Annotated in this window: 17 protein-coding genes; 10 read left to right on the top strand and 7 right to left on the bottom strand. The window is 45.9% G+C overall.

The window, feature by feature from the left end; translation table 11 throughout:
* Positions 1–95 precede the first annotated feature (95 nt).
* The 3 genes from fabB (at position 96) to MKA69_RS00650 (ending at position 3,653) form a co-directional block, all read left to right on the top strand.
* Positions 96–1,307, top strand: a complete 1,212-nt coding sequence (fabB, locus tag MKA69_RS00660; protein WP_055028015.1) for a beta-ketoacyl-ACP synthase I — start codon at positions 96–98, stop codon at positions 1,305–1,307.
* Between the two features lie 203 nt (positions 1,308–1,510).
* The gene (locus MKA69_RS00655) at positions 1,511–2,656 is read left to right on the top strand and encodes a 4-phosphoerythronate dehydrogenase (RefSeq protein ID WP_305847355.1); all 1,146 of its coding nucleotides are present in this window, start codon (positions 1,511–1,513) and stop codon (positions 2,654–2,656) included.
* The gene (locus MKA69_RS00650) at positions 2,640–3,653 is read left to right on the top strand and encodes an aspartate-semialdehyde dehydrogenase (protein WP_000082622.1); all 1,014 of its coding nucleotides are present in this window, start codon (positions 2,640–2,642) and stop codon (positions 3,651–3,653) included. The genes MKA69_RS00655 and MKA69_RS00650 overlap by 17 nt, the downstream gene beginning before the upstream one ends.
* A gap of 74 nt (positions 3,654–3,727) precedes the next feature.
* On the opposite strand, the gene fcrX is transcribed toward MKA69_RS00650, so the two are convergent.
* On the bottom strand, positions 3,728–4,180 hold the full coding sequence (fcrX, locus tag MKA69_RS00645; RefSeq protein ID WP_001282828.1) for a ferric iron uptake transcriptional regulator FcrX: 453 nt from the start codon (positions 4,178–4,180) through the stop codon (positions 3,728–3,730).
* A 363-nt stretch (positions 4,181–4,543) separates the two neighbouring features.
* Between fcrX and MKA69_RS00640 the strand changes: the two genes are divergently transcribed.
* Positions 4,544–5,044 carry a DUF4442 domain-containing protein gene (locus MKA69_RS00640; RefSeq protein ID WP_055029947.1) on the top strand — a complete coding sequence of 167 codons (501 nt, stop codon included), beginning with the start codon at positions 4,544–4,546 and terminating at the stop codon, positions 5,042–5,044.
* A 1-nt stretch (position 5,045) separates the two neighbouring features.
* Here the strand turns inward: MKA69_RS00640 and MKA69_RS00635 are convergent, their stop codons facing one another.
* On the bottom strand, positions 5,046–5,924 hold the full coding sequence (locus tag MKA69_RS00635) for a LysR family transcriptional regulator (RefSeq protein WP_055032920.1): 879 nt from the start codon (positions 5,922–5,924) through the stop codon (positions 5,046–5,048).
* Positions 5,925–6,039: 115 nt separating this feature from the next.
* Here MKA69_RS00635 and MKA69_RS00630 point away from each other — a divergent pair, with 115 nt between their 5' ends.
* Positions 6,040–6,480: a CidA/LrgA family protein gene (locus MKA69_RS00630; RefSeq protein WP_055029949.1), complete on the top strand. Its 441-nt coding sequence runs from the start codon at positions 6,040–6,042 to the stop codon at positions 6,478–6,480.
* Between the two features lie 5 nt (positions 6,481–6,485).
* Positions 6,486–7,175 (top strand): LrgB family protein, encoded by a 690-nt coding sequence (locus tag MKA69_RS00625; protein WP_055029950.1) that lies wholly within the window; start codon positions 6,486–6,488, stop codon positions 7,173–7,175.
* Between the two features lie 75 nt (positions 7,176–7,250).
* On the opposite strand, the gene fldA is transcribed toward MKA69_RS00625, so the two are convergent.
* From fldA to MKA69_RS00610, 3 genes are all read right to left on the bottom strand, one after another.
* The gene (gene fldA, locus MKA69_RS00620; RefSeq protein WP_055028022.1) at positions 7,251–7,778 is read right to left on the bottom strand and encodes a flavodoxin FldA; all 528 of its coding nucleotides are present in this window, start codon (positions 7,776–7,778) and stop codon (positions 7,251–7,253) included.
* 48 nt (positions 7,779–7,826) lie between these two features.
* Positions 7,827–8,048 (bottom strand): DUF2788 domain-containing protein, encoded by a 222-nt coding sequence (locus MKA69_RS00615; protein ID WP_000965049.1) that lies wholly within the window; start codon positions 8,046–8,048, stop codon positions 7,827–7,829.
* An 89-nt stretch (positions 8,049–8,137) separates the two neighbouring features.
* Positions 8,138–8,917: an alpha/beta fold hydrolase gene (locus MKA69_RS00610; protein ID WP_305847354.1), complete on the bottom strand. Its 780-nt coding sequence runs from the start codon at positions 8,915–8,917 to the stop codon at positions 8,138–8,140.
* Positions 8,918–9,009: 92 nt separating this feature from the next.
* Here MKA69_RS00610 and seqA point away from each other — a divergent pair, with 92 nt between their 5' ends.
* Together seqA and pgm are read left to right on the top strand one after the other, a co-directional pair.
* Entirely contained in the window at positions 9,010–9,546 is a 537-nt protein-coding gene (gene seqA / locus MKA69_RS00605) for a replication initiation negative regulator SeqA (RefSeq protein ID WP_000848405.1), read from the top strand.
* A 108-nt stretch (positions 9,547–9,654) separates the two neighbouring features.
* Positions 9,655–11,301: a phosphoglucomutase (alpha-D-glucose-1,6-bisphosphate-dependent) gene (gene pgm / locus MKA69_RS00600; RefSeq protein ID WP_305847353.1), complete on the top strand. Its 1,647-nt coding sequence runs from the start codon at positions 9,655–9,657 to the stop codon at positions 11,299–11,301.
* 56 nt (positions 11,302–11,357) lie between these two features.
* On the opposite strand, the gene MKA69_RS00595 is transcribed toward pgm, so the two are convergent.
* A complete protein-coding gene (locus MKA69_RS00595; RefSeq protein WP_055029954.1) occupies positions 11,358–12,107 on the bottom strand; it encodes a DUF1853 family protein in 750 nt (249 codons plus the stop codon).
* Positions 12,108–12,196: 89 nt separating this feature from the next.
* Here MKA69_RS00595 and MKA69_RS00590 point away from each other — a divergent pair, with 89 nt between their 5' ends.
* Both MKA69_RS00590 and tnpA read left to right on the top strand, forming a co-directional pair.
* Entirely contained in the window at positions 12,197–12,955 is a 759-nt protein-coding gene (locus MKA69_RS00590; protein WP_176470657.1) for a Nif3-like dinuclear metal center hexameric protein, read from the top strand.
* A 155-nt stretch (positions 12,956–13,110) separates the two neighbouring features.
* Positions 13,111–13,548 (top strand): IS200/IS605-like element IS1004 family transposase, encoded by a 438-nt coding sequence (tnpA, locus tag MKA69_RS00585; RefSeq protein WP_305847352.1) that lies wholly within the window; start codon positions 13,111–13,113, stop codon positions 13,546–13,548.
* Between the two features lie 84 nt (positions 13,549–13,632).
* Here the strand turns inward: tnpA and MKA69_RS00580 are convergent, their stop codons facing one another.
* The gene (locus MKA69_RS00580; RefSeq protein WP_000763929.1) at positions 13,633–14,922 is read right to left on the bottom strand and encodes a citrate synthase; all 1,290 of its coding nucleotides are present in this window, start codon (positions 14,920–14,922) and stop codon (positions 13,633–13,635) included.
* Between the last annotated feature and the right edge of the window lie 25 nt (positions 14,923–14,947).

Here is a 14,947-nt window from a genome sequence, read left to right as displayed (position 1 = left end):
ATGGGTCGAGATTGTACGAATTTATGGGAAAGCTGACCACTTCTGTTATTCTTCTTCGATATCATCTAGCCAAATTTACATAATAGGAATGTTACATGAAACGAGTCGTCATCACCGGTATGGGTATTATTTCGAGTATCGGTAACAACGTCGAAGAAGTTTTGGCCTCACTAAAAGCTGGCAAGTCAGGCATCACCGCCTCTGAACAGTTTAAAGAGCATGGTTTGCGTTCACAGGTTTGGGGCGATTTAAAAATCAACCCGGAAGAACATATCGATCGTAAGCAAATGCGCTTTATGGGTGATGCGGCTGCGTATGCATACCTATCTCTTGAGCAAGCGATTGCTGATTCGGGTCTCACTCCTGAGCAAGTGTCTAACGACCGTACGGGTATCGTTGCCGGTTCTGGTGGCGCGTCTTCTGAAAACCAAGTTATCGCGGTGGATACCCAGCGTGAAAAAGGCGTGAAGCGCGTTGGTCCTTACATGGTGCCACGTACCATGTCTTCAACTGTTTCTGCGTGTTTGGCAACCCCATTTAAAATTCGTGGCGTAAACTACTCAATCAGTTCTGCGTGTGCCACTTCTGCACACTGTATTGGTAACGCGGTTGAGCTGATCCAACTGGGTAAGCAAGACATCGTGTTTGCCGGTGGTGGTGAAGAGCTGTACTGGTCACAAACCATGATGTTTGATGCGATGGGCGCACTGTCTACCAAATACAACGAAACACCAGAAAAAGCGTCACGTACTTACGATGCGGATCGTGATGGTTTCGTGATCTCTGGCGGCGGCGGTATGGTTGTGGTTGAAGAACTGGAACACGCTCTGGCTCGCGGCGCAAAAATTTACGGTGAAATCGTCGGTTACGGCGCGACATCGGATGGCTACGACATGGTTGCTCCATCGGGTGAAGGCGCAGTACGTTGTATGAAAATGGCAATGCAAGGCGTTGATAAGATTGACTACATCAACACGCACGGCACTTCAACCCCAGTGGGTGATGTGAAAGAGCTTGGCGCAATCCAAGAAGTGTTTGCGGGCAACAGCCCAGCGATTTCTGCAACCAAAGCGATGACTGGTCACGCACTGGGCGCAGCTGGCGTACATGAAGCGATTTACTCAACACTGATGCTGCACCACGGCTTTATTGCTCCAAGCATTAACGTTGAAACGTTAGATGAAGCGGCGCATGGTTTGGATATCGTAACGGAAATGCGTGAGCAAGAGCTGACTACAGTAATGTCTAACAGCTTTGGTTTTGGTGGCACAAACGCAACTTTGGTTATCAAAAAATACCAAGGTTAAGCGCACCAAATCCATCATAGTTTCCAGAACAGATTAGTATCGCTAATCGAACAGACGCAGACTCTGTCCCATGGAGAGCGGGATAGGATCCTTTTGTTCTGGATGTTTGCCCGGCGGCTTAGGTCGTCGGGTATTTTTATTCTCGACAGCCTCCGCGCTTTTCTGCACAATGCCTGCAACTTTGATTGCCGCAAATTCCCACTATGAAAATTCTGATTGATGAAAACATGCCTTACGCACAAGCGCTGTTTAGTCAGCTTGGCGAAGTGGTCTTAAAACCTGGCCGTACTTTAACCGCTGATGATCTGATTGATATTGATGCCTTAATGATCCGTTCGGTAACGAAAGTGAATGAGGCACTGCTCGCTAAAGCGAATCGCTTGAAGTTTGTTGGTACCGCAACGGCGGGGATGGATCATGTTGACCAAACGCTGTTGGCTGAACGTGGCATCTTTTTTACTGCTGCACCAGGCTGTAACAAAGTCGGTGTCGCGGAATACGTGTTCAGCGTGCTGATGGTACTGGCGCAGCAGCAAGGCTTCTCGGTTTTCGATAAAACGGTAGGCATCATCGGCGCAGGTCAAGTCGGCAGCTATCTCGCACAATGCCTCTCTGGTATTGGCATGAAAGTGCTACTCAATGACCCTCTTAAGCAAGCACAAGGCGATGAGCGAACGTTTACCGAGTTGGAAACGTTACTCAAAGAATCGGATGTGATCACTTTGCATACGCCGATTACCCGTGACGGTGAGTGGCCAACCCATCATTTGATTGATGCGGCAATTCTTGAGCAATTACGCAGTGACCAAATTTTAATTAATGCGGCGCGTGGCCCTGTGGTTGATAACGCAGCGCTGAAAGCTCGTTTACAAAAAGGCGATGGTTTTACCGCCGTGTTAGACGTGTTTGAGTTTGAACCGCAAGTGGATATGGAATTGCTGCCGCTACTGGCCTTTGCCACTCCCCACATTGCCGGTTATGGCCTTGAAGGTAAGGCGCGTGGCACGACGATGATTTTTAACAGCTATTGCGAGTTTCTCGGTAATGCACATTGTGCAAACCCTGCGAGTCTATTGCCTAAAGCCCCCGTGCCTAGGGTTTACTTAGACCGAGCATGGGATGAAGAAACGCTGCATACGCTGACCCAAATTATTTACGATGTGCGTAAAGATGACGCACAGTTTCGCCGTGAAATTCACCAACCCGGAGCGTTTGACTTAATGCGCAAACACTATTGGGACAGACGTGAATATAGCGCGGTGACACTAGCGGGAGGCGCTGACTGTCATTTGCCTCCTTTGGCTAAACTCGGTTTTCAAGTAGAGGTATGTGATGAGCCAACAATTTAATGTTGCCATTTTTGGCGCAACGGGCGCAGTAGGCGAAACCATGTTGGAAGTGCTGCAGGAGCGTGAGTTTCCTGTTGATGAACTTTTCCTGCTAGCGAGTGAGCGCAGCGAAGGGAAAACTTATCGCTTCAACGGTAAGACGGTGCGTGTGCAAAATGTCGAAGAGTTTGACTGGTCACAAGTCCATATCGCGCTGTTTTCAGCCGGCGGTGAGCTTTCGGCACATTGGGCTCCCATCGCTGCTGAAGCGGGCGTGGTGGTGATCGATAATACCTCGCACTTCCGTTATGACTACGATATTCCACTGGTGATCCCTGAAGTGAACCCAGAAGCGATTGCTGAATTCCGTAACCGTAACATCATTGCTAACCCTAACTGCTCAACCATCCAGATGCTGGTGGCACTGAAGCCGATTTACGATGCGGTAGGCATTGAACGTATCAACGTAACGACTTACCAATCTGTCTCTGGTGCGGGTAAAGCGGGAATTGATGAGTTAGCGGGTCAAACGGCTAAACTACTCAATGGCTACCCAGCGGAAACCAATACCTTTAGTCAGCAAATCGCTTTTAACTGTATTCCACAAATCGATCAGTTTATGGACAATGGTTACACCAAAGAAGAAATGAAGATGGTGTGGGAAACCCAGAAAATCTTCAATGATCCTTCGATCATGGTGAACCCAACGTGCGTACGTGTACCTGTATTCTACGGTCATGCGGAAGCCGTACATGTGGAAACTCGTGCTCCGATCGATGCTGAGCAAGTGATGGACATGCTGGATCAAACGGATGGCATCGAGCTGTTCCGTGGTGCAGATTTCCCAACTCAAGTGCGTGATGCCGGTGGCAAAGACCATGTATTGGTTGGTCGTGTGCGTAATGACATTAGCCATCACAGCGGTGTGAACCTGTGGGTAGTGGCAGATAACGTGCGTAAAGGTGCGGCAACCAACGCGGTGCAAATTGCAGAGCTGTTGGTGCGAGACTATTTCTAAAGAGTGCAACCTACAGCATAAGTAATAAAAAACCCACCGTTTGGTGGGTTTTTGCTATTTGGCTTACTAAGCGATTATTTCTTTGGCTTATGAGCGTTAGGATTGTCTTTACAATTACCTTCGCTACCACATTTACCATACAGATACAGACTGTGGTTAGTCAGTTGCACATTGTATTTTTCTGCAATTTCTTTTTGACGTTGTTCAATAACATCGTCAGAAAATTCGATCACTTCACCACAGTCAAGACACACTAGGTGGTCGTGATGGTGTTGCGTTGAAAGCTCAAAAACTGACTTGCCGCCTTCAAAGTGGTGGCGAGTCACGATACCTGCATCATCAAATTGGTTGAGAACTCGGTACACTGTGGCAAGACCAATCTCTTCGCCGAGATCAATCAACTTTTTGTACAGCTCTTCAGCACTAATATGTTGGCACTCTGGCTGTTGTAAAACTTCTAAAATCTTAAGCCGTGGGAGGGTAACTTTAAGACCAGCATCCTTTAGCGCTTGGTTATTGTCTGACATATACTTTCCTGTTGATGTTCTGCAGTGATACATCCGTTCTACTTGAGGTTGCAACAGTTATGGCTGCGTTGTTTAACCCACGTGACGAACTTCATTTGTGGGTGTCACTCACTTGCCGCTTACCTGCATCTCAATACGTTTGGTATAACAGAAGTCAATGTTGCTTTGCATTATAGGTGAGTCACCGCGAACAATAAACCACGAACTTCAAGAGGTTAATGAGAAACCTGCAAAGTCGAGTCAAATCACTGAACGAAGTGCTCTTACCAGTTACAATTATTTAACAATGATGGTATGAATACTCGGCAGCCCAGTTCATCCATTACAGTGGCTGTCCAAACCGAAGTCTAGGGCACTCAGGGTATGAATAAAACACTCTCTAAGCTTTATCAACCGAATATTGTGAAGTGGGCACTAAACTCTTGGCCTCCTTTTTGGGGCGCTGGGATCCATATCGATTCAATCAGTGCGGATTTTCGTGAAGTTCGCATCCGCTTGAAATTACGCTGGTGGAATAAAAACGCCAACCGGACTCAATACGGGGGCAGTATTTTTTCACTGACCGATCCGGTTTATGCCTTGATGCTGATGGGAATATTGGGTGAGCGTTATTACGTGTGGGATAAAGAAGCGAGCATTAACTTTATTAAACCGGGCGATACCGATTTATTCGCAGAATTTCGCATAACTCAAGAGATGTTAGATTGGATTCTGGCTTCAACGGCAGAAGGTGATAAATGCTTTCCAGAGTTCATTGTACATGTCAAAAATGCCCAGGGAGAAGTGGTGTCTGAAGTGCAGCGTAAACTGTATGTACGCAAAAAGCCGCAATACCGCGAGAGTTCTATCGAGTGTATTGAGTGAGTTAGATATTTTGACGGCGGCATAAGGCAATCCAAGCTTCTGCTGTTTTTGAAACATAACGCTCACGATGCCAAATGACGCCCAAACGCCAATCTATGGTGGGAGTAATAGGGTAGATTAACACTCCATCACCTTGAATTCTTTGGCAAAGTGGTGCTGGTAGAAAACACACGCCGACTCCACTTTTGACTAATGCGACCAAAAAATCCCACTGGCTACTGCGTGCGGCAACTTGTGGCGTATAGCCCGCAGCTTGGCAACAGGTATGAATGTGGTCACTCAAGGTAAATTCATGGGTAAACAGATAGAACGGCTCTTGGCTGAGTTGCGTCCAACGAAGCGTATTTTGTTCACGCCAACGGGGAATATCTGGCACTACAGCAAAAATGGGGTAATGATCGAGAGCTATGGTGTTGAGATCGGGATGTTGATTAGGAGAAAGCATGGTCACTGCTACGTCAATCTCGCCATCCAGTATCGCTTGCTCTATTTTGCGTCCACCATATTCGACCACGGTTAATTCTACGTTGGGGTAAGTTTGGCGGTATTGGCGGAATAGCCGTGCGTAAACATGCCCAACCATAGGCGGGATCCCCAGACGTAAATGCCCACGCTGTAACTGATTAAGGTCTGTCAGTTCCGCTTCTAATTGCTGCATTTGAGTCAAAATCTGTTGTGCTCTTTGATAGACGATTTCCCCCGCTTCAGTCAGCCAAAAACGTCGGCCTTCACGATGTAGTAGCGGTTGTTCTAACTCCTGCTCCAAATTGCGGATCATCTTACTGATGGTGGGCTGGGTAACAAAAAGACGTTCAGAGGCTTTAGTAAAACTCTGTTGGTTGATTAATTCAACGAAGTAGCGCAGAGCCCGGATATCCATCAGTTGCCTCTTTGTATGCCCAAATGGCATGAATTTGATAAATTTAAGTCATTTTATGCCGGTATTACTCAAGAATACAATGTGATCTGGTTCCCATTCTATCAAGGCAATCCTCATGCAAGCGTTCAAGCATGCTCTCTCGTTAAAACATAGCCTGCTGATTGCGGCCCAAGTCGCCGCACTTTCATTGATTTGGTTTTTCTCTGACTGGTTAGTCAATCAGTTTTACATTCCATTGCCTGCGAATTTAACGGGTATGCTGCTTTTATTGTTACTGGTTATGCTCAAAGTGGTGAATGTGGAGTGGTTTCGGCGTGGAGCCAGCTGGCTGTTGGCTGAAATGTTGTTGTTTTTTGTGCCGGCCGTGGTAGCGGTGGTGAATTATCAAGATTTGATGCGCCAAGAGGGGATAAAAATTGCGGTGGTTTTAGTGGCTAGTACCATCTTAGTGATCGCTAGTACTGCTTGGGTTGTTGATAAAATGCATCGAGTTGAGCTGGTTTTAGCCAAACGTAAACGTCGTCAAATGGCTCTGGCTCGCAGCGTGGAGAAATAGAATTCATGTCGACTTCCTTGCTCAGCCTATTTTGTTTTTTGTTAACGCTGTTGTTTTACTACGCGAGTAAGTTTCTCTATCGGCGTAAACGCAGTTTATTCCTCATGCCATTGTTACTGGCTCCACTTCTATTAGTCGCCGTAGTGATGTTTTTCCACATTCCATACCAAGCGTATATGGCGGATGCTCACTGGCTTTTATGGTTACTTGGTCCCGCCACGGTGGCTTTTGCGGTTCCGGTTTACGATAACCGAAGCTTATTGCGCCAGCACTGGTTATCCTTGTCCGTTGGGGTCATGGTGTCTGTTTTTATGGCGATCTCGAGTACGGTATTATTGGCGCGTTGGCTTCATCTTCCGGAGTTGTTACAGCGCAGTCTCGCTATGCGTTCGATCACGACTCCTTTTGCGGTGGAAGCAACGAAATCGATTGGTGGGCAAAGTGATCTAACCGCACTGTTTGTGGTACTGACAGGGGTAATCGGCATGGCTGTTGGTGAGCTGATCCTGACTGCGCTTTCTATTCGCTCTCGCTTAGGGAAAGGAGCAAGTTTAGGGGCTTCAGCACATGGCGCTGGCACAGCTAAAGCCTATCAAATCGGTAATTCAGAAGGCGTGGTGTCGAGTGTGGTAATGATGTTAGCTGGCATGGTGACCGTAGTAATTGCGCCTTGGGTGGGACACTGGTTCTGGTAATTTTGGGGATTGAGCGAATTCACACATAAAAAAATCCCCTGTAGGTCAGGGGATTTTTTAGTTTAACTCTGCAAATTAGTCTTCAAGTTCAGCAAGACACATCTCTTCATAAACTTGGTTAACCCATTTGGTTACGCGTTGTTCTGTCAGTTCTGGTTGGCGATCTTCATCGATACACAGACCGACAAAGTGGTTTTCATCAACCAGTGCTTTAGATGCTTCGAACTCGTAGCCTTCTGTTGGCCAGTTGCCGACAATCGTCGCGCCTTTGGCTTGAACGATGTCACGAACAGTACCCATCGCATCGCAGAAGTACTCTGCGTAATCTTCTTGGTCACCACAACCAAAAATAGCCACAAGCTTAGTTGAGAAATCAATGGCTTCTAGCTCAGGGAAAAAGTCGTCCCAGTCACACTGTGCTTCACCGTAATACCAAGTTGGGATGCCCAACAACAGCAGATCGAAGTTATTGATGTCTTCTTTGCTGCTTTTGGCAATATCTTGTACGTGAACGAGTTTTTTACCGAGTTGTTTTTGAATCATCTTTGCAATTGCTTCGGTGTTGCCGGTGTCGCTGCCAAAGAAGATACCTACACTTGCCATAGAGTCATTACCTTTAGATTGTTATAGAGTTGCGAAGCCTCGTTGAGCTTAACCTAGCCCACTGCCTTCCCAAGTCAATTGAATTATGCCTTTGGCGACAAAGCCTGCGCACCCCAAAAAGAGAACTAACCACACAATACGACGCCCGAAAGCCGGAACATTGCCTTGTTTCAACACATCTTTAATTGCCATACCGATCAGGAAAAAGATCGAGGCAAACAATAGATCGAGTCCCACCGACTCCAGCATGTTCATATAGTCGTAAAGCATGATATTCCTTTATGCCAAATTGCTTGCGCGCACTATACCACTGTTATCCGACAAAGTTAATGCGTCGAATGTTTCTCAATTCACACTTGTTAGCCTGAAATGGGGGAATCAATAAATTTGCGTATAACCCTCAGCACTTCAGCTGGTTTCTCTGCATGTAACCAGTGACCAGTGTTGGCAATCACATGGGCTTTCGCTTGGCTAAATTGGGACTGAACCATAGGCTGATGTTGAGTAGTCAGATAATCGGAATCTGCACCTTTGATAAATAGGGTTGGTATTCGGCATTTGGCGATAATGTCCCAACCCAGAATCTCCGCATAATGTGTTTTCAAGGCCGCAACGTTAAAACGCCATGTCATCACGTTTTGATCTGACATTAAAGATTTGCCGAGAAACTGGCGTACACCTTCCATTTCAATATGTTGAGCAAGGATTGACATCACTTCGCTGCGTGAGGTTGGTTTTTGCGCTAACACGGCATCGAGTCCGGCAAACACATTATCATGACGGCGCTGGGTATAAGCGACGGGTGACATGTCCAACACCACTAATTGGCGAATTTTCGGTGCGGCGATATCGGCTAATTTCATTGCCACTTTACCGCCCATCGAGTGGCCAATCACAATGACAGAATTGAGGTTAAGATGCTCAAGTAACTGATTCACATCTTGCGCCATCAGCGCATAATTGTGTTCATCACAGTGGAAGGAAAGCCCGTGATTACGAAGATCCAGACTCAGTACCTGATGATCGTTTTTTAGATCGCGAGCAAGCAAGCCAAGGTTATCTAAGCTGCCGAATAGACCGTGGATCAGAACGACTGTCTGTCCATTGCCCTCTAGTTTGTAATTTAGAAGTGCTGACATTTTATCTTATTAGTGATTGGTTTAACGTAGAGTCTCAGTAAAGATCTCGCTATAATCCCCGAAAGTTTAAACATAGAGATTGTGAAAAGCGAATGAAAACAATTGAGGTTGATGAGGATCTATACCGTTACATTGCGAGCCAGACTCTGCATATTGGTGAAAGTGCCTCCGATATTTTGCGTCGTCTTCTCAATGTGGATGGTAGTGAGTTAGTCACTGCTACACCTGTTGTTGAGCCAAAAGGCATTGTGGTGAGCAAAGACGCAGCGTTAGATACCAAAATTGATGGTGTGAAAGAGATGCGTTCACTGCTGATTTCCGATGAATTTGCAGGCCTGAAGAATGCAATCGACCGTTTTATGCTAGTGCTGTCTACTCTTCATCGCATCGACTCTGCGAGTTTTTCTGAAGCGACTATGGTGAAAGGTCGTAAGCGTGTTTATTTTGCAGATAATGAACAGACTTTGTTAGCCAGTGGGCAAACCACCAAACCGAAAGCGATTCCAAATACACCGTTTTGGGTGATTACCAATAATAATACCAGCCGTAAGCAACAAATGGTGGAACAGGTAATGGTGCGTATGGGTTTCCCTAGCGACATTATTGAGAAAGTTACCCATTCTATTTGATTTTTGCTGATTACAGCCCAAAACTCTGATTCAAGCCTCATAATGTGCAGCGTTACGCCGCTATTATGAGGTTTTATTTTATGTGAAATTTAAAGAAAGGATGTCACTATGGCTATGCACCCTCGTGCAGGACAAAAGGCGCGACAAGAGGATCTTTACAATATCCCTGCGCTAGTTGCAAATTATTACCTACTCCAGCCAGAAGCTGGAAATATGGCACATAAAGTTGAGTTTGGTACATCGGGACACCGAGGTACTGCGGATAAAACAACCTTTAATGAACATCATATTCTTGCGATTGCACAAGCGGTAGCGGATGTACGCCGTGAGCATGGCGTGACCGGTCCGATCTTCATTGGTAAAGATACTCATGCGCTGTCTGAACCTGCATTTAGCAGCGTTCTAGAAGTGTTGATTGCCAATGGCATCGAAGTGATTGTTCAAGAAAATAACGGTTACACTCCAACCCCGGGCATTTCACACGCCATTTTAACGTACAACCTGAAGCATGCAGATAAAGCAGACGGTATTGTAATTACGCCTTCGCACAACCCACCACAAGACGGTGGTATCAAATACAATCCACCACACGGTGGTCCTGCAGAAGGTGAGCTAACCCAAGCGATTGAAGATCGTGCTAATGCTTACATCAGTCAGCAGCTTGTTGGTGTAAAACGCATGCCGATTGCTTTGGCAAAACAATCTTCTTTACTCAAGCAAGTCGATTTGGTTAAGACTTACGTTGATGATTTGGTCAATGTGGTTGATATGGCGGCAATCCAAAAGGCCAAGCTCAAAATTGGAGTGGATCCTCTGGGTGGTAGTGGCATTGATTACTGGCGTCAAATTGGCAAAGCTTACCAACTCGATTTAACGCTGGTCAGTGAAGCCATTGATCCAAGCTTCCAGTTCATGTCATTAGATAAAGATGGCGTGATCCGCATGGATTGTTCTTCACCTTATGCAATGGCGGGTTTGCTGGCGCTGAAAGATGAGTACGACTTAGCTTTCGGTAACGATCCTGATTACGATCGTCACGGCATTGTTACGCCAAAAGGTTTGATGAATCCTAACCACTTCCTAGCGGTGTGCATTGATTATCTGTACCGTCATCGTCAAGGGTGGGCAGAGAATGTCGCGGTGGGTAAAACCCTCGTTTCCAGCGCCATGATTGATAAAGTAGTCGCCGATCTGGGTCGTGTGCTGTGTGAAGTACCCGTTGGTTTCAAATGGTTTGTCGATGGTCTGTACTCAGGTCGTTTTGGTTTTGGCGGAGAAGAGAGCGCGGGTGCCTCTTTCTTGCGTCAAGATGGGACACCTTGGTCCACCGACAAAGACGGTATCATTCTATGTTTGCTAGCAGCTGAAATTACTGCAGTAACGGGTAAGAACCCGCAGCAGTATTATGATGAGCTGGCGGCAAAACATGGTGACTCTCACTATAGCCGTATTCAAGCTGTAGCGAATGGCCCACAGAAGAATGTGCTGAAGAAGCTGTCTCCAGAAATGGTGTCGGCACAAACTTTAGCGGGAGATCCTATTACGGCTCGTCTGACTCATGCACCGGGTAATGGCGCTGCGATTGGCGGCCTAAAAGTGACTACGGATTACGGTTGGTTTGCGGCACGCCCTTCTGGTACTGAAGATATCTACAAGATTTATTGTGAGAGCTTCAAAGGCACCGAACACTTGAAACAGATTGAGTCAGAAGCTCAGCAGATTGTGAACCAAGTGTTTAAAGATGCGGGTTTATAATCATTGTGATGAAGCGAATAAGGGGCGATGACATCGCCCCTTTACTTTTATAGCGCTTAAATCGTTGGCCACTGGTCAGGTACGATAAACCAAAATTTCCCAGATTCCGCTTGGCAATGCACAAACCCTTCTGTTTGCCCTGTATAAGGTGTTGAGCTTGGTTGACGTCCCGTCAACCAATCGGCTTTCTCAAGCAGATACAAAGGTTCATCAATTAAATGTTGCTCACGCTGAAAACACCAATAACCTTGGATTTGGCTTGCATTGAGCGTGTAACCAAGGCAATCCGTTGGAATTGGCTCATCAGAGAAAGGATTTGTATACAGACGGCCTTGCATTAGTAAGTGTTGTGATGCTCCAGCCCATAATGGATGTTTTTCTAGAAATAGAGGGTTTTGAGACAGAGGAAGCTGTTGGTTAAGCATATGATCGAGCTTGATATCCAAACGATCTTCAGGATTAGGTCCGTACCATAACCCTTGATGAAGCAGATAGAATTTGATGGCCACTTCCCAATGCTCGTAGTGTTCTGTTTTACGGTTTTTGGCTAAAAAATCTATTGAACCTAAGGTTTTCCCCTCATTAACTAACTGAATCTCTTCCGAAACGGCAGTATAAAATGGAGTGGCGGTGAATAATTGACCACAGAGATGCTGATAAAGAAAGCCTAAACGCGGATTTCCTTGATAATCAGACCAATGTTCTCGTACCGTTTTGCTAAACGGGGGTCTACCAACTAAAGGCGCTTTGGTTTGAAACAGGGCAGGGGTGTGGGTCACCCAATCCATTAAGTGTTTTAACTCCATCTTATCATCACCACTCTTTTTACATATTTCGACATTCTAGCCTGAAATTGTTATAACCACGCCATCTCTGTTGCTCAATGGATTACAAGATGAACAATTTACAGCTAGAAGCTTTGCTAAATGAGACATTGTCCCCACAGTTAATTAAAGATTATTGTCCCAACGGTTTACAAGTCGAAGGTAAAACGAAAGTAAAACGAATTGTCACCGGTGTGACCGCTAGCATGGCTTTAATTGAAGCTGCGATTGAGCTGAAAGCCGATGCGCTATTGGTTCATCACGGCTATTTTTGGAAAAGTGAGCCTGAGGCGATTCGCGGCATGAAAGGTCGCCGTATTAGAGCTCTAATCCAAAATGATCTTAATCTGTATGCTTACCATCTGCCTTTGGATATTCATCCACAACTGGGCAATAATGCGCAGCTCGCGCAGCGACTCGGGATTATCGTTGAAGGCGGTTTGGAAGGACATTCACAATCGGTGGCAATGTTTGGGCGTTTTTCTCAGCCATTAACGGGGCAAGAATTGGCAAATCGGATTGGGCAAGCGCTGAATCGCCCGCCTCTGTATATCGCTCCTGATCAAGCAGAGAAACCGATCGAAACCGTTGGCTGGTGTACCGGTGGTGGACAAGACTATATTGAACTCGCGGCTAGCCGAGGTTTAGATGCCTTTATTTCTGGAGAAATCTCGGAGCGTACGACGTATTCGGCACGAGAACAGCAAATACATTATTTTGCCGCAGGTCACCATGCTACAGAGCGCTATGGGATTAAAGCGTTAGGGGAATGGCTCGCGGAAAATCACGGTTTTGATGTGACCTTTATTGATATTGATAATCCAGTTTAGAGCAATAAAAAAGAGCGAGATTTCCTCGCTCTTTTGTTGTCATCCCTAAACCACCGCTTTTAGCGGTGGTGATTGTTCCTAGGGGCTTTTGCCCGAAAATGCGCCCATGTTAAAGACAAACTCTTATTCACCATAAGTAAGAGGAGTCAAATAACATGGGCGACTATCGAAGTTCATCACACGTCTATTGGCGTTGTAAATATCATATCGTTTGGACACCAAAATTTCGTTTTAAGATCTTAAAAGGTAATGTAGTCAAAGAGCTAAATCGTTCGATCTACATTCTTTGTAATATGAAAGATTGTGAAGTTTTGGAACTCAATGTTCAGCCAGATCATGTCCACTTAGTTGCGATAATTCCCCCCAAAGTATCGATTTCGACGTTGATGGGAGTGTTAAAGGGTAGGAGTGCAATTAGGTTATTCAACAAGTTTCCACATATCAGGAAAAAGTTATGGGGAAATCATTTTTGGTCGCGAGGCTATTTTGTGGATACGGTAGGTGTAAATGAAGAAATCATTAGACGGTATGTACGGCATCAAGACAAAAAAGAGCTTGAGCAAGAGCAGCAGTTAGAGTTATTGAGAGATTAACAGCGTCGTGGCCCCCTTTTAGGGGGCTTATATTAAAACCGCCTTCTAAGAAGGCGGATTTTTATATTTCTTCTAAATCATGCACTAGCTGCGTTCATGCAGTGGAGTGAAATCACGTAGTTTTTGACCTGTGTACAGTTGACGTGGACGACCGATACGGTTGTCTGGATCGCTGTGCATTTCATTCCAGTGTGCAATCCAACCGATGGTACGAGACATCGCAAAGATCACGGTAAACATTGAGATTGGAATACCGATCGCTTTCAAAATGATGCCTGAGTAGAAATCGACGTTTGGATAGAGTTTCTTCTCGATGAAGTACTCATCAGACAGAGCAATACGCTCAAGCTCCATGGCGACATCGAGCAGCGGATCTTGAATGCTCAATTCTTTAAGCACTTCATGACAGGCTTCACGCATTACCGTTGCGCGTGGATCGTAGTTTTTGTAAACGCGGTGACCAAAGCCCATCAGACGGAATGGATCATCTTTGTCTTTCGCTCGTCTTACGTACTCGGGGATCTTGTCAACAGAGCCGATCTCTTCAAGCATACGCAAACAAGCCTCGTTTGCTCCACCATGCGCAGGCCCCCAGAGAGAAGCGATACCAGCAGCAATACAAGCAAATGGGTTTGCACCGGATGAACCAGCCAAACGCACAGTAGAGGTGGAAGCATTTTGCTCATGGTCAGCATGCAGCGTGAAAATCTTATCCATAGCACGAGCTACGATAGGATTCACTTCATATTCTTCACAAGGTGTGGCAAACATCATGTGCAGGAAGTTTTCCGCATAGCTTAAATCGTTACGTGGGTAGATAAACGGTTGACCAACCGAGTATTTGTAACACATTGCCGCCAGAGTTGGCATTTTTGAAAGCAGACGATAAGCCGCAATCTCTCGGTGTGTGTCATTATTGATATCGAGTGAATCGTGATAGAAAGCGGCTAACGCACCAACCACACCACACATAACAGCCATAGGGTGAGCATCACGGCGGAAACCGTGGAAAAAGCTCGCTATCTGTTCGTGTACCATGGTGTGACGAGTAACGATTTTCTTGAATTCTTCATATTGCTTACGATTAGGGGCTTCACCGTAAAGAAGGATGTAACAAACTTCCAAGTAATCAGCGTTATTGGCTAACTGATCGATAGGGTAGCCGCGGTGCAACAAAATGCCCTTAGCGCCATCGATATAAGTAATTTGAGATTCACAGGATGCAGTGGCAAGAAAACCCGGGTCAAAAGTAAAGTAACCGTTTGAGCCTAAAGTACGAACGTCAATTACTTGTGGACCGAGGGATCCGTCCATAATTGGCAATTCGATCGGCGCTTTACCTTCAATGTGAAGGGTCGCTTTCTTATCCGCCATAACCATCTCCTTTGTTTATTATTTA

Origin of the sequence: Vibrio sp. AH4, from assembly GCF_030710545.1 — a bacterium.
Lineage (GTDB): Bacteria > Pseudomonadota > Gammaproteobacteria > Enterobacterales > Vibrionaceae > Vibrio > Vibrio metoecus.
This window is presented reverse-complemented; position numbering and strand designations above follow the sequence as displayed.